The organism is Burkholderia sp. F1, from assembly GCF_050813845.1.
Taxonomy (GTDB): domain Bacteria; phylum Pseudomonadota; class Gammaproteobacteria; order Burkholderiales; family Burkholderiaceae; genus Burkholderia; species Burkholderia ubonensis.
This window is the reverse complement of the sequence record NZ_CP172422.1, coordinates 1,710,753-1,725,819: the sequence shown is the minus strand read 5'-3', so window position 1 is coordinate 1,725,819 and position 15,067 is coordinate 1,710,753. Positions and strand designations below refer to the sequence as shown.

11 protein-coding genes are annotated in these 15,067 nt (G+C 70.8%); all 11 read right to left on the bottom strand.

The genetic code is table 11. The features are described 5' to 3' along the window. Positions 1-88 precede the first annotated feature (88 nt). The 11 genes from ACFIMZ_RS26640 to ACFIMZ_RS26590 are packed head-to-tail and all read right to left on the bottom strand — an operon-like array spanning position 89 to position 15,056. On the bottom strand, positions 89-712 hold the full coding sequence (locus tag ACFIMZ_RS26640) for a hypothetical protein (RefSeq protein ID WP_431825260.1): 624 nt from the start codon (positions 710-712) through the stop codon (positions 89-91). 55 nt (positions 713-767) lie between these two features. Next, the gene (gene tssI / locus ACFIMZ_RS26635; RefSeq protein ID WP_431825259.1) at positions 768-3,041 is read right to left on the bottom strand and encodes a type VI secretion system tip protein TssI/VgrG; all 2,274 of its coding nucleotides are present in this window, start codon (positions 3,039-3,041) and stop codon (positions 768-770) included. Then, positions 3,038-5,698 carry a type VI secretion system ATPase TssH gene (tssH, locus tag ACFIMZ_RS26630; RefSeq protein ID WP_431825258.1) on the bottom strand — a complete coding sequence of 887 codons (2,661 nt, stop codon included), beginning with the start codon at positions 5,696-5,698 and terminating at the stop codon, positions 3,038-3,040. Before tssH ends, tssI begins: the two co-directional genes overlap by 4 nt. Before the next feature lie 21 nt (positions 5,699-5,719). Further along, on the bottom strand, positions 5,720-6,811 hold the full coding sequence (tssG, locus tag ACFIMZ_RS26625) for a type VI secretion system baseplate subunit TssG (protein ID WP_431825257.1): 1,092 nt from the start codon (positions 6,809-6,811) through the stop codon (positions 5,720-5,722). Further along, positions 6,808-8,694, bottom strand: coding sequence for a type VI secretion system baseplate subunit TssF (gene tssF, locus ACFIMZ_RS26620; RefSeq protein WP_431825256.1), 1,887 nt, complete (start codon positions 8,692-8,694; stop codon positions 6,808-6,810). The genes tssG and tssF overlap by 4 nt, the downstream gene beginning before the upstream one ends. Positions 8,695-8,698: 4 nt before the next feature. Further along, complete coding sequence (gene tssE / locus ACFIMZ_RS26615; RefSeq protein ID WP_060104730.1) at positions 8,699-9,247, bottom strand: type VI secretion system baseplate subunit TssE; 549 nt, start codon at positions 9,245-9,247, stop codon at positions 8,699-8,701. Positions 9,248-9,265: 18 nt separating this feature from the next. After that, the gene (locus ACFIMZ_RS26610) at positions 9,266-9,757 is read right to left on the bottom strand and encodes an Hcp family type VI secretion system effector (RefSeq protein WP_431825255.1); all 492 of its coding nucleotides are present in this window, start codon (positions 9,755-9,757) and stop codon (positions 9,266-9,268) included. A gap of 34 nt (positions 9,758-9,791) precedes the next feature. After that, positions 9,792-11,300, bottom strand: coding sequence for a type VI secretion system contractile sheath large subunit (gene tssC / locus ACFIMZ_RS26605; protein WP_431825254.1), 1,509 nt, complete (start codon positions 11,298-11,300; stop codon positions 9,792-9,794). Beyond that, positions 11,293-11,874: a type VI secretion system contractile sheath small subunit gene (tssB, locus tag ACFIMZ_RS26600; protein WP_431825253.1), complete on the bottom strand. Its 582-nt coding sequence runs from the start codon at positions 11,872-11,874 to the stop codon at positions 11,293-11,295. Before tssB ends, tssC begins: the two co-directional genes overlap by 8 nt. A 55-nt stretch (positions 11,875-11,929) precedes the next feature. Then, complete coding sequence (tssA, locus tag ACFIMZ_RS26595; RefSeq protein ID WP_431825252.1) at positions 11,930-12,976, bottom strand: type VI secretion system protein TssA; 1,047 nt, start codon at positions 12,974-12,976, stop codon at positions 11,930-11,932. Between the two features lie 49 nt (positions 12,977-13,025). Then, positions 13,026-15,056, bottom strand: coding sequence for a serine/threonine protein kinase (locus ACFIMZ_RS26590; RefSeq protein WP_431825251.1), 2,031 nt, complete (start codon positions 15,054-15,056; stop codon positions 13,026-13,028). Between the last annotated feature and the right edge of the window lie 11 nt (positions 15,057-15,067).

The following is a 15,067-nucleotide window of genomic DNA, read 5'->3' as shown; positions in this document are numbered from 1 at the left end:
AGCGTCGGATCGTCGGGCTGCTCGATGAACGCTTCGATCGACGATTCGATGGCGGCGAACTCGCGATGCATGGTGGCAGGCTTCCTCGTCAGTTCAACCGGACATACCGGCTGCGCACGACGGTGTCCGCCTCGGTCCGGATGTCGACGCCGCCTCGGCCACCCTCCAGTTCGAGCGTCTGCGCGCTCAGCCGAAGCTTGCCGGCGACTTCGATGTTCACGTTCCGGTTCAGCAACGTCACGACCGGCCCGTCCGGCGATGCTCGCACCTGCAGCAGCGGGCAGCCCGACGCATCCGACACCTGTACGCACTTGTCCGCTTCGAGCGAAAGCGCAAGATCGGGTACGACAACCGGTTCGACCGGCTCGCCGCGACCTTTCCGCTTCAACAGACCAGTGATCAAATGCTCGGGCCAGTTCGCCGGCGACTGCAGCAGCACGCGGTCGCCGATGCCGGGCTTCACGCCGTCCACGCATTCGAGCCAGCGCTCACACGTATTGCCGTCCTGCATCGACCATTTCACGCGAATCAGGCCCATCGCGTCGGGATGATGCGTGTCCGTCACCTCGCCGATCAACGTCGACGATTCGCGGTGTTCGGCGCTTGGAGCGCGGTCCGGCGTCGCATCGCCGGCGAACAGCCGGCGCAACGCGTCGACCGTCTCCGCTTCGAACGCGTCGTCGCCCGTCATCTGATCCGATTCGTTTTCCATCGAATGCCTCCCATGCATCGAATGCAACCGGGCAACCGGCGAGTGCCGGTCGAAATCAATTGATGTGGGCAATCGTCCCCTGGATCGTCACGCCCGATCCATCGAGCGTGACGGAGCCGCCTTTCGTCGAGAGGACGATCTTCGTCGCCGTGACGTTGACTTCACAACTATCCTTTCCGTTATCGATATAGATCTTCGGCGCCTGCAGATTCGCCGTCGCTTTTCCTGAAAGATTGAGATCGTTCTCACCAAGGATCGACACACCTTGCGCATAGCCGGCAATGGTCACACCTTTGTCGTATCCGGCGATGCTTACGCCACCAGCCTGACCGGTAATGGCGACGCCGAGGTCGCTCGCGATTCCGCCAATCGAAACCCCGACGTTCTCCTTGTTGATCCAAAGACCGCTGTTTCCGGCACCCATCTCGATGTAATTGCGTGCACCTATCGATACGGCCTTGTGAACGTCGACGGAATAGTTTCCTTTCTGTACTTGCGCGGCATACGACCCGGCTTCGACGACATGCGTGCTGTCTCCCTTGACGAACACGTCATGCTTTCCGTTCACCACCGCTAGGCTGTGATTGCCTTTCGCAACGGTATGCGAACTATCGCCTTCGACGGACACGCTGCGGCTCCCCCCCACCCCATGCGTCTCATTCCTCACGATCTGCGCAACCCTGTCCTGCCCGATGCTCACCGTCTCGTCCCGTCCGACACTCCTCTGCCGGTTGTTCTTCACCTGCATCGTCTCGTCGTTGCCGACCGTATGCGTGTGATCGTGCCCGACCGACAGCGAATGATCGGCCTCCGTCTCCGCGTCGAAATTGCGCTCGGCATGCATCCACAGCTGTTCCGCGCCCTTCTTGTCCTCGAACCGGAACGCGTTCGCATGCTCGTTCGTCCCGCCCGGTGACGATCTCGACAGCAACCCGCTTTGCGTCGCGCTCCCGGGCAGCCCCCACGGCGGCATCCGCTCGCCGTTGTACACGCGCCCGGTCACGATCGGTTGGTCGGGATCGCCGTTCAGGAAATCGACGACCACCTCGTCGCCGATGCGCGGGATCTGCACGCCGCCGAAACCGCCGCCTGCCCACGGGCTCGACACGCGCACCCAGCACGACGAATCCTGGTTGCTCTGCCCGTAGCGGTCCCAGCGGAACTGCAGCTTCACGCGGCCGTACTGGTCGGTCCAGATCTCCTCGCCCGGCGGCCCGACGACAGTCGCCGTCTGCGGGCCGCTGGTGCGCGGCCGCGGCGTCGCGCGCGGCGGCCGGTACGGCAGGCTCGACGGCTGCACGAGCACCTGCGACGCATACACGACCGCGTCGGCGCCGCCGCCGGTCGCGTACGCGTTTTCCTGGAACCGGTACTGGCACTGCACGATCAGGTACTCACGGTTCTGGTCGGCGCGCGGGCAATGCGCGAGCGTGAACAGCCAGCCCGGCGCGATCCCGCGCACGTCGGTGCTCGCGCTCGCGCGCTCGTGCTCCGCCTGCCGCTCCTCGAGACGCACGCGGCTGTAGTGCGCGCCGGGCGCGTCGTCGCGATAGCCGCCCGGCCATTCGAACGACGCGAAGCCGTCGTGGTCGTGGCCGCGCGGATCGACCTGCTGCGCGGACAGGTCCGCGCGCGGCTTCGTGTAGTCGTAGTCGCTGGTCTGGTGCTTGCCGATGCTCACTTCCTGCGCGGGCAGCCAGCTGTCGACGTGCTCCTCGTCGGCGATCGCGGTGCGGTCGGGCGCGACGAACGGAATCGTCGCGTAGCCGGGCAGCGCCGCATGCGACGACATCGCGTCGCACAGCGTCAGCGTGTGCGCTTGCGCCGCGTGCCGGAAGTAGTAGTAGATCCCTTCGAACTCCATCAGGCGCGACACGAACGCCTCGTCGGTTTCGTTGTATTGCACGCAGTAGTCGCGCGGCGCGTACGACTCCGTCAGCCGGTTTTCGATCGGAAACCCGTACGGCGCGAGCACGTCCTGCACGATCTCGGGCACGGTCTTGTTCTGGAAGATCCGGCAGTCCGAGCGACGCGTCGCGAGCCACAGCCACGGGCGCACGACCAGCGCGTAGCCGTAGTAGCGCTCCGCGCGCCGGCCGGCGAGCGACGCGCGCGCGACGATCCCGTTCAGGTAGCGCGTCGTGCCGTCCTGCTGCGCGATCCGCACCGTGACCGGCTTGCCGAGCAGGTCCTTCAGCGACAGGCTGTGACTGTCGGCGAGCGCCTCGATCCGGTATTCGAACAGGCGGCCGAGCGCTTCCTCGCCGTCGAGCCGGTGGAATTTCAGGTCGTCGCCGTTCGGGCTGTCGAGTGTGAACACGCGGGTCACGTCGTCTCCTCCTCGCCAAACTGGTAAACAAACCGGTAAACGAACTGGCCGTCGGCCGCGCCCACCTCGATCGCCGCCAGCGCGCGGCCGTCGAGCGTCGCGCGCAGGATCGCCTGGCTGATGCGCGGCAGCACGGTGTGCGTGAGGATCGCGTCGACCATCCGGCCGCCGGATTCGATCGTCCGGCAACGCTCGACGATCAGCGCGGTGGCCGGGTCGGCGCAATGCAGCCGGATGCCGTGATGCGCATCGATGCGCCGCTCGATGCGCCGCAACTGCAGCGCGACGATGCGCGCGAGCAGCGCGTCGGTCAGCGGGTAGTACGGCACGACGGTCAGCCGGCCGAGCAGCGCGGCCGGGAACACGTCGAGGAGCGGCGCGCGCAGCGCATCGGCGAGCGCCTGCGCATCGGGCAGCCGCTGCGGATCGCGGCACAGCTGCATCACGCGCTCGGAGCCGACGTTCGACGTGAGCAGGATCACCGTGTGGCGGAAGTCGATCGCGCGCCCTTCGCCGTCCTCCATCCAGCCCTTGTCGAACACCTGGAAGAACAGCTCGTGCACGTCGCGATGCGCCTTCTCGATCTCGTCGAGCAGCACGACGCTGTACGGCCGCCGCCGCACCGCCTCGGTCAGCACGCCGCCCTGCCCATAGCCGACGTAGCCGGGCGGCGCGCCCTTCAGGGTCGACACCGTGTGCGCTTCCTGGAATTCGCTCATGTTGATCGTGACCGCGTTGTGCTCGCCGCCGTACAGCGTGTCGGCGAGCGCCAGCGCGGTCTCGGTCTTGCCGACGCCGGACGGGCCGCACAGCAGGAACACGCCGTGCGGCTTCGCGGGATCGTCGAGCCGCGCGCGGGCGGTCTGGATGCGCTCGGCGATCAGCTCGATCGCGTGGCGCTGGCCGACGACGCGCTCGCCGAGCGTATCGGCGAGATTCAGCACCGCCTGCGTCTCGTCGCGCACCATCCGGCCGAGCGGAATCCCGGTCCAGTCGGCGACGACGGCCGCCACCGCGTGCGCGTCGACCGCCGGCAGCACGAGCGGCGCGTCGCCCTGCAGCGCGGCGAGCGCCGCCTGTGCGCCGGCGAGTTTCGCCTGCAGGTCCGCGCGCGCCGAGGCGTCCGGCGTTTCGTCAGCAAGCAGCGCAGTGCGCGCGCCGACGATCGTCTCGAGCGCGGCGCGCTCCGCCTGCCAGCGCGCGTCGAGCCGGTCGAGGTCGGCCTGCGCGGCGACGAGCGCCGTGTCGATGCCGTCGAGCCGTGCCGCGTCGCCGGCGCCGAGCGCGCACTCGCGCGCGATCCGCTCGCGTTCGACGCGCAGGCCGTCGATGCGCCGGCGCGCGTCCTCGACCGGCGCGGGCACCGCGTGCTGGCTGACCGCGACGCGCGCGCACGCGGTGTCGAGCAGGCTGATCGCCTTGTCGGGAAGCTGGCGGGCCGGAATGTAGCGATGCGACAGGTTGACGGCCGCCTGCAACGCGTCGTCGAAGACGAGCACGCGGTGATGCGCCTCGAGCTTCGCGGCGAGGCCGCGCAGCATCGTCAACGCGGCGTCCTCCTCCGGCTCGCTCACCTGCACGAGCTGGAAGCGCCGCGTCAGCGCCGGGTCCTTCTCGATGTGCTGCTTGTATTCGGACCACGTCGTTGCGCCGATCGTGCGCAGATGGCCACGCGCGAGCGCCGGCTTCAGCAGGTTCGCGGCGTCGCCGGTGCCGGCCGCGCCACCCGCGCCGACGAGTGTATGCACTTCGTCGATGAACAGGATCACCGGCCGCTCGCCGGACATCGCTTCGTCGATCACGCCGCGCAGGCGGCTCTCGAACTCGCCCTTCACGCCGGCGCCGGCCTGCAGCAGCCCGAGGTCGAGCAGGTACAGCACGACGTCGCGCAGCGGCGGCGGCACGTCGCCCGCGACGATGCGCAGCGCGAAGCCCTCGGCGACGGCGGTCTTGCCGACGCCCGCCTCGCCGACCAGCAGCGGGTTGTTCTGCCTGCGCCGCAGCAGGATGTCGACGATCTGGCGGATCTCGGCGTCGCGCCCGACGACGGGGTCGATCTCGCCGGCGCGCGCACGCGCGGTGAGATCGACGGCAAAGCGCGCGAGCGCCGAGCCGTCGCCGGCGGGCGCAGCGCGCAACGCCGCGTCGCCGCCAAGGCCCGCCCGTGCGACCGGCTGTGCCTCGGGCGAACCTTCGACAATCGATTCGAGTTCATCGGCCAGCACGTCCGGCACGACGCGCTCGAACTCGCGCGCGACCCCGTACAGCACGCTGCGCAGTTGCGGCGTCTTCAGGATCGCGAGCAGCAGCGTCGCGCCGCGGATCTGCGCCGCGTCGTATTTCAGCGTCGCGTAGACCCATGCGCGCTCGACGGCGTCGTCGATGTGCGCGGACAGGTCCGACACCGAACCCGCGCCGCGCGGCAGCCGGTCGAGCGCGGCGACGATGGCGCGATCGAGCGCGGCGGCGTCGACCTCGAAGCGGCGCAGGATGCGGTGCAGGTCGCCGTCCGGCCGCTGCAGGATCTGCTTCAGCCAGTGCGCGAGCTCGACGTACGGGTTGCCGCGCAGCCGGCAGAAGCCGGTCGCCTGCTCCAGCGTCTCGTAGAGCAACGGATTCAGTTTTCCGAACAGGGTGACGCGGCCGATATCGGACATGACGGCTCCCGCTTGGCTTGTTTAGGCAGGTTCACGATGACGCGCGGCCTGGCGGATGACCAGGTCGCGCGCCGGCCCCGGGTCGAGCCGCCGCCCGAGCCACGCGGTACGGCCGATCCCGTGCGGCGCGCCGAGCGCGAGCGCCGGCACCGCGTCGTGCGCGAGCTCGAGCTGCACGTCCCAGTCGAATTCGACGCCGGCGTATTCGCGCACCCACTGCGCGAGCTGCCGCGCATACGCGCCGCCGGGCAGGAACCGCCGGTACGCGTCGAGCGACAGCGGGCCCAGCACGATCCGGAAACGCGACTGCGCATCGCGCACCGCGATGCCGAGCACCGCGCCGCCGAGTTGCTGGGTCGGCCGCGTCGCGTGGAGCGCGCAGCGCTGCGCGCGGTCGAGCGCCACCCATTGCGGCACGTGCTCGACAATGCGCGCCGCGACGCCGAAATGGCGGCGCAGGATCTGCACGAGCCCTTCGGGGTTGCGCGTATGCCGCACCAGATGGCCGGCGTGGAAATAGCGCGCGTGCGGCGCGAGCGCATCGGCCGAATTCGCCGGCGCGTCGGACGCATCGGCCGCGGCGGCACGCCCGATCAGGCTCGCGACGTAGCCGTCGAAGCGCGCACGCGCGGGCCGGTCGAGGCTCGCGGTCGGCTGCGCGTCGGCCCACGCGCGATAGAACAGCAGGATCAGCCGGTGATGGAACAGGTCGGCGAACGCGGCGAACGCGCGATCGCCGTGCTGGCTCGCGCGCTCGTGCGCGTATTCGGTCAGGTGCGACGGCAGCGGCCCGTTCGGCCCGAACAGCCCGAAACCGTGGATTGCGATGCGCGGCACGGCGCCGCCGTCGTCCACGCCGGCCAGCATCGCCGCCGCGAACGCGAGCGACGGCGCCTGGCCGAGCCGCACCGGCTCGTCGCGCGGGCGCGTGGCGCGGCCGAGCGGCGCATGCGCGGGCGACAGCGCGTCGAGCCAGCGCAGCGCGTCGAACAGGTCGTAACCCTGCGGCGCGGCGCGCAGGCGCGCCCAGAACGCGTCGCGGCGCGCCGCAGCGGCGGCGGCGGAGGGATGCGTTGCGGCCAACGCGCCGCGGGTGTCCGGTGCGCGCGTCATATCGCGGGCCGCCTGCCGACGCGCGCCGGCCAGTGCGCGAGCCTGCCGCGCTGCGCGCTCGTCAGCACGCATTCGGCGAACGCATTGATCGACACGTGCCGCGCGAAGAACTGTTCGAGCACCGCGCCGAGCAGGAACGGGCTGTCGCCGGAAAACGCGTGGTCGTCGACGGTCACGTCCACCTGCACGCCGCGCCCGAACATCAGCGGCCCGGCGGCCGGCAGGCGGCGGAATACCGGCGCGAACGCGACCCGCCGCACGCCGTCGATCTGCCGGCGCATCGCGGCGTCGGCCGGGTCCGCGTGCAGGCCGAGCAGTTCGCGCAGCACGTGCGCGCCCTCCTCGTCGTCGAGATCGGTCAGCGTGTGCCGCGCGAGCCCGAGATGGCGGATCAGCCGCCATGCGGTCTGCGCGTCGGCGATCGGCGGACGCGGCCGCGACGGCCCGCGGATCGCGACGATGCGCTCGACGGGCGCCGACACGCGCAGCGTGAACGTGTTCGCGTCGCCGGGCGGCTGCAGCAGCACGAGATCGCGGTTCGTGCACAGCGTGTCGACGGCCAGGTAGCGCATCGACTCGTCGTATGGCGCGCACTGGCTGTCGACCAGCGACACGTAGGTCTCGCTGCCGACGTAGCCGGTGCGCGTGCCGTTCGCGCGCGCCTGCGCGGACACGAGACGCGGCTCGCGCCGCACCGTGTAATACGCGCCGAAATTGCCGTCGTCGCCGGCGAACGACGCATGAAACGGCCGGAATTCGCGCGGCGGCCCGCGCATCTGACCTTCATCGCGCGGCTCGCTCGCGAGCCGCTCCACCGCATAGACCTCGTAGTCGAGCGGCCGGCTGCGATCGACGACGACGTGATGCTCGCGCACGCCGGGCGCCACCGGGATGCGGTCGCCGCGGCGCTTGAACAGGTTCACGGCCGGCGTGCAGTTCAACGCGAGATGCCGCGCGTCGACGGCGGCCTCGAGCGCCGCGTCGTGGCGATCGAACAGCAGCGTCAGCTCGCATTCGTCGCCGGTCGCGCGCGCGAGCGCGGGCCGCAGCCCGTCGATGCTGAAGAACAGGAACCGCGCGGGAAACGCGAAATACTCGCGCAGCAGCCGGTAGCCGTGGAAGCTGCGGCCGTCGTCCGGCAGGATCGCCTGCCCGGCGTCGAAGCCCTGATGAACGACCGCGTCCGCGCCGAGCGCGTGCGCCCAGCGCGGCGGCTGGCCGGGATCGTGAACGACGACGCCGAGCGTATGCGCGGCGATCAGTTCGAGCAGGTGCAGCGCCTCCCGCTCCGGGCCGGCGAGATGCAACATCAGCCGGTCGAGCGGCAATTGCGCGAGATGCGCGCCGCCGCGTGCGCGCAGCCGGATCCGCAGCGCGCCGCGCACGTCGCGCCGGGCCGGAACGATCCCGCGCGGCAGGTAGGCCGGCGCGCCCGTCACCGCCGCGTCCGCCAGTTCGAGCGGCCACAGCGTCAGGTCGTGCGCGGTGCGGAATTCGCACGCAGTCGGCTGTTCGGAGGCCGCGGGCCGCGCGCGCAGCGCGGTGCCCGCCGGCAGCCGCCAGCCCTGCGCGAGGCTGCCCTCGTTCATCACCGGCGCGAACTGCACGATCGCCATCGACGGCAGCGGCGCGACGTAGCCCGGATACACCGCGTCGAGCAGCGCGTGCGTGAAGCGCGGAAACTCCGCGTCCATCTTGAGCTGCACGCGCGCGGTGAGAAAGCTGAAGCCTTCGAGCAGCCGCTCGACGTACGGATCGGGCGGCCCCGACTCGGGCAGCCGCAGCCGCGCGGCGACCTTCGGGAACTGCTGCGCGAACTCGGCGCCCAGCTCGCGCAGGTACGCGAGCTCGCGGTTGTAGTACTCCAGCAGGCGCGTCTCCATCGGGTCAGGCTCCCGCCGCGGATTGCAGCGACATCGCGCCGGTCTCGAGATCGAGATCCGAGCGCAGCACGAATTCGACCGGATGCGGCACCGACCACAGCGTGCCCCGGATCTCGAACAGCAGCACGTTGTGCCGCCGCTCGCCGGCCGCGCCGCCGGGCGCATCGGGCACGCTGCGCACCTCGACGCTGGCGGGCGCGATGCGCGGCTCGAAGCGGACGATCGCGTCGCGGATCGACGTCTCGACCGCGAGCCGCTCGACGCCCGACATCGGCTTGCCGACGAGCGGCCGCATCCCGTAGTTGAGCACCGACGCCTGCGCGTGCGCGAACGCCGACCAGTCGACGAAGCCGTCCTCCGCGTTGCGCGTGTTGAGCAGCCACGCGAGATCGCGCAGCACCGCCGCGCGCAGCCGCTCGGCGCCGATCCACTGCGCGCCGGGCGGCTCCGCGCGGCGCTGCGGGTCGGTGTCGGTCAGCCGGTCGAGCAGCGCGGGCTGCAGCCGGTCGCGCATGCCGCCGTCCCGGTCGTCGCCGGGGCGCAGGTCGTTCATGGTTCGGCCTCCGCGCCGCTACATCTCGGTGTTTTCCTTGATGTTCCAGCCGACCGACACCTCGGCGCCCTTGCCGCCGTTGTCGTTCTGCTGCCAGTACTGCTTCTTGACCTTCGCGGCCTGGAAGCCGTAGTTCATCAGCAGCCGGTCGGCGGCATCGCCGGGGTCGACGCCCGCGACCTGCGCGGACGTGACGAGCACCTCCTGCAGCGTCACGCGCATGAACTCGACCTGCGTGCCGCCGGTCTTGCATGCGGAGATCTCGACCGACGGCAGGTGCTTGCCGCTCGCGCAGTTCTTGATGATCGCGGGCGCGCCCTTGTCCATGTACGCGGCCACGACGAGATCGTTGAAGCTCGCCTTGCCCGCGTTGCCGCCGCTGCCGCTCGCCATCGCGCCCGGCTGGCTCGCGCCCCACGAAAACGTCTGGATGTCGGTCCAGCCCTTGTGCTGCGCGTCCGCCGATTCGCCGGTGACGCCGTCCACCTTCATAAACATCGCCACGCCCATTGCTGCCTCCGTCTGGTTGAATGCCGGTCGCCGCTCACTCGCCCGCCGCCTTCGCGGACGGCAGCTTCGAGATGAGCCGCAGCGACACGGTGAGCCCTTCGAGCTGGTAATGCGGCCGCAGGAAAAACTTCGATGCGTAATAGCCGGGGTTGTCCTCGATCTCGTCGACGACGACCTGCGCGGCCGCGAGCGGCTTGCGCGCCTTGGTTTCCTGCGACGAGTTCGCCGGATCGCCGTCGACGTAGTTCATGATCCAGTCGTTCAGCCAGCGCTCCATGTCGTCGCGCTCGCGGAACGAGCCGATCTTGTCGCGCACGATGCACTTCAGGTAATGCGCGAACCGGCAGCACGCGAACAGGTACGGCAGGCGGCCGGACAGCCGCGCGTTCGCGGTCGCGTCGGGATCGTGGTATTCGGCCGGCTGGTACAGCGACTGCGCGCCGATGAACGCCGCGAAATCCGAGTTCTTCCGGTGCACGAACGGCATGAAGCCGTTCTTCGCGAGCTCGGCCTCGCGGCGGTCGCTGATCGCGATCTCGGTCGGGCATTTCTGGTCGACGCCGCCGTCGTCGGTCGGGAACGTGTGGCACGGCAGCCCCTCGACCGCGCCGCCCGACTCGACGCCGCGGATCGACGAGCACCAGCCGTACAGCTTGAACGAGCGATTGATGTTCGCGGCCATCGCGTACGCGGAGTTCGCCCATGTGTAGCGATCGTGGCTTGCCGCGGCGGTGTCCTCCTCGAAGTCGAATTCGTCGACCGGGTTGGTGCGCGCGCCGTACGGCAGCCGCGCGAGAAAGCGCGGCATCGCGAGCCCGACGTAGCGCGAGTCGTCGGACTGGCGCAGGCTGCGCCACGCCGCGTACTCGGTGTTCTGGAAGATCTTCGTCAGGTCGCGCGGGTTCGACAGCTCCTGCCACGAGTCCATCTGCATCAGCTCCGGCGACGCGCCCGCGATGAACGGCGCATGCGCGGCCGCCGCGATCTTCGACAGCTCGCCGAGCATCTCGACGTCGGGCGGGCTGTGGTTGAAATGGAAATCGCCGACGAGGCAGCCGAACGGCTCGCCGCCGAACTGGCCGTATTCCTCCTCGTAGACCTTGCGGAACAGCGGGCTCTGGTCCCACGCGACGCCCTTGTAGCGCTTCAGCGTGCGCGCGAGCTCGCTGCGCGATGCGGGCAGCGCCTTGATCTTCAGCAGCTCGTCGGTCTCGGTATTCGTGACGAGGTAATGCAGCCCGCGCCACGCGCCTTCGAGCGTCTGGAACTCGCCGTGATGCAGGATCAGGTTGATCTGCTCGGACAGCTTGCGGTCGATCTCCGCGATGATCCGCTTGACGCTGCCGTAGGCATCGGTCGTCATCCCGACCGTGTTTTCCAGCGCCTGCTGCGCGAGCGTGCGCACGGCCCGCTCGACCGATTCGCGCGCCTCGGCGGTCTTCGGCTTGAACTCCTTCTGCAGCAGCGCGGCGAACTCGTCGCGCGCGACGGCCGGCTGCGCGGCCGGGCGCGCGTCGGGTCGGGTCTGGGCGGGTTCATTCATCGCGCACCTCCGGTTGGGTCGCGCCGTCCGGCAAGGCCGGCGCATCGTTTGCCGTCACCGCCGTTGCCACATTCGGCTGGCGCGACAGCGACTTCAGCAGCTCGGGATCGTTGATCGCCTGCTCGATCAGCTGCTCGGCGCCGTGCTTGCCGTCCATGTACGACAGCAGGTTCGACAGCTCGGTGCGCGCGTCCAGCAGCCGGCGCAGCGCGTCGACGCTGCGCGCGATCGCGGCCGGCGAGAAATCGTCGATGCGCTCGAACGTCATGTCGACGTTGAGCATCCCGTCGCCGGTCAACGTGTTCGGCACCTGGAACGCGACGCGCGGCGCGACCGACTTCATCCGCTCGTCGAAGTTGTCGACGTCGATCTCGAGAAACTTGCGCTCCGGCAGGTCCGGCAGCGGCTCCGCGCGCTTGCCCGCGAGGTCCGCGATCACGCCCATCACGAACGGCAGCTGGACCTTGCGCTCGGCGCCGTACGTCTCGACGTCGTACTCGATCTGCACGCGCGGCGCCCGGTTGCGCGCGATGAATTTCTGTCCGCTGCCCGCCCCTTTGATTCTGTCCGTCATCGTCTGCTCCTTCGCATCAAGTTGCGCCGTTCGCCGCCGCCCGCGCGGCATCGTGTCATTCGCTCCGCTGGCCGCTCAGCAGGTCCAGCTTCGGCAGGCTTTCCGGAGCGAGATCCCGGATGATTTCGTAGAAGTCGAGCGCGAGCAGCCGCTGCGCGCGCCGCAACAGCAGCGGCGCGGGATGGCTCGGCTCGTGCAGCTCGAAGTACCGGCAGATCTTGTCGAGGCCGATCCGCACGTCGTCGCGGCTCGTCACCTCGGCGTCGCGCCATGCGCGGCCGTCGGGCAGCGCCGGCGCGGTGGCCGCAGCGTGCGGCGCTGCGGGTCCGGATGCGCCGGCCGGTTCGTCGGACGGGTTTGCCTGCTGCGGGCCGGACACCGTCAGCACGTCGAGCGCGATCCGCCGCAGCGCCTTCTCGAAGTCGCTCTCGTCGGGCGCCCATTCGCCGCCGAGCTTGTCCGTCACGCGCGCGCGGATCGCGTCGAGCGCGTCCAGCGCGGCAAGACCCGCCTGCATGGGCCGCGAGCCGTCGCCGCGCGCGTGCGCGAGTTCGGCGATCAGCCGTTCGCGGCCGCCCGGCGCACGCTCCGCGTCGCCGTCGCGGCCGTCGAGCACGCGCTCGGCGTCACGCACGCTCGGACCGCCGTCGAACAGCGGCTGGCGGCGGGCCGCGCGCGCGCAGTCGTGCGCGCCCGCCACGTCGGCCAGCGCGTTGATCCGCGGCGTCGGGTCGGGGTCGCCGTCCGCATCGACGCGCGGATGCACGTCGTCCCACCACCGCTCGAGCAGGCCGGCGACGACGGCGAGCCCGTCCGCGTAGCCGGCGACGCCGTGCAGCTCGGTCCAGCTGCGCGCGAGGTGCGCGGCGATGCGCAAGTCCTTCGTGCGCGCCGACAGCGCGAGCGCGAGCCGCTCGACCGCGCTCCAGTCCGGCGCTTCGGCCGGGATCACGGTGTCGCCGTACTGCTGCTCCGGGCGCGGCGTCGCGCGCTCCTGCAGTTGCAGGAACTCCGCCTCGTACTCGAGATTCGCGCCGCACGGCGCGTCGGGCGCGAGGCCGGCGAGCAGGCGGTCGATCAGGTCGGCGCGCGGCGTCTGCATGCGGGCTCCGTTGGCGGGTGCGGCGGCGGCGCGCGCCGCTTCGCTGGCGTCATTCGAATGCATAGTCGATGCTGATCGGCTTGCTGCCGGGGTCGATCGTCACGGTGCGCCGCAGCGGCGGCAGCTCGCCGTTGCGGATCTCGATCTGGTAGGTGCCCGGCGCCAGCGACACCGAGCGCAGCGGCGGGCTCGCGCCGCGCCGCACGCCGCTCACGTAGACGTCGCCCCACGGCCGCACGTGAAAGCGCACCGCGACGGTTGCCGGCCGGTCGGGCGGGCGCGGCTCGTCCGGGGCGGCGACACTCTCGGCGGCGGACGGGGCCGGCGCGACCAGCGGCGCCGCGGCGTCCGACGGCGGCACGGTGACGACCCGCTCGGACGCATCGAGGCTCGCGGCCGGCGCGATACGCGAGCCGGTCGCGGCCGGCGCGGCGCTTGCGGTGTTCTTCTCGATCTGTGGCGGGGGCGGCGCGGCGGGTTCGCTGGCGAGCGTCGTCGCGACTGCCGGCGTCGGCTCGTGCACGGATGGCTCTGCTGGCTGGCTCGACGGCGGGATGACGATCGGCGGGGTGCCGTGCTGCGCGACGGCGATCCCGGTGTCACGGCCCGGTTCGGGCGTCGGCGCCGGCGTGGCGGCCTGCGGCACGCTTGCGCCCGATGCCGACGAGTCGGCGGTGCGCACCGGTTTCGCGAGATAGGCGGCGCCGATGCCGATCGCCAGCAGCACGGCGAGCGCGCCGCCGACATGGACGCCCGTGCGGCGACCGCCGCGCCACGGTGCGCGCGACGGGGCCCGGGCGTCCGTTCTCTGCGGGCCGCCGGTCGGAGCAGCGGCCGTCCCGGCCGTGGCTGCCTTCGCGGCCCCGTTGGACGTGTCGGCGACCGGCTGCACGCCGGGCGTCGAAGACGACGCGGGCGCCGCGGCGGATTGACCGGATACGGCGTTTTCATCACGCGCGGCCTGGCGTTGCGTCGATGTCGCAGGCGCCGCGGCGTTGTCGGCGTCGAACGCCCGACGCTGCGACGACGCCGCGAACGCCTCATGCAGCGAAGCCGCCGCGGCATTCCCGGCCCCGGCCGCCGGTGCGTCGCCGGACAAAGCGCCCGCCCCGTCCGCGCCATGCCCCACCCGACCGAACCCGCTCAGCCCCAGCTCCGCCGCGAACGCGGCCACCGATTCCGGCCGGTCCCCGATCCGCAGCTGCAGCGCGTGATCGACCGCCGCCAGAAACCCCGGGCTGTACCGCTCGCGCGCCGGCAGCTCGCGCGTCGCGAGCGGCCGGTACGTGTCCTTGATGCTGCGCACGACCGCGGCCGGCGGCAGCTCGCCGGTGATCATCGCGTGCATCACCGCGCCGAGCGCGTACAGGTCGGTCCACGGCCCCTGGCTGAATGCGGGATCGTCGGTGTACTGCTCGATCGGCGCGTAGCCGGGCTTGATCATCATCGCGCCGTCGTCGACGAGGTCGCCGATCTGTTTGCGCGCCGCGCCGAAGTCGAGCAGGATCGCGTTGCCGTCCGGACGGATCAGCACGTTGTCGAGCGCGACGTCGCGATGGAAGCACTGCGCGCGATGCAGCGTGTCGAGCGCGCCGAGCAGCGCGGCGACCACGTCGCGCAGTTGCGTCTCGCTCATCTGCACGCCGCCGTCGAGCAGCTGCTTGAGCGTGCGCCCTTCGTAGAACGGCATCACCATGTACGCGGTGCCGTGGCTTTCCCAGAAATGCAGGACCTTGACGAGCCCCGGATGATCGAACTGCGCGAGCAGCCGCGCCTCGTTGAGGAACGCGCCGCGGCCCGCGTCGAACGCCGGCGCGAAGCGCTCCGAGCGCAGCGACACCGTGTAGTCGCCGCCGCGCGTCGCGAGCATCGACGGCATGTACTCCTTGATCGCGACCGCGCGCCGCAGCGTGCGGTCGAATGCGCGATAGACGATCCCGAAGCCGCCGATGCCGAGCACCTCGTCGAGCTGCAGCTCGCCGAGCCGATGGCCGAGCGGCAGCGGCCGCACCGTGACTTCGGCCGCGTCGCCGCGGCTCGCCGTGTCCTGCCCGTTGTCTCTCGCAAATGCATCCTTCATGTCCACCTCTC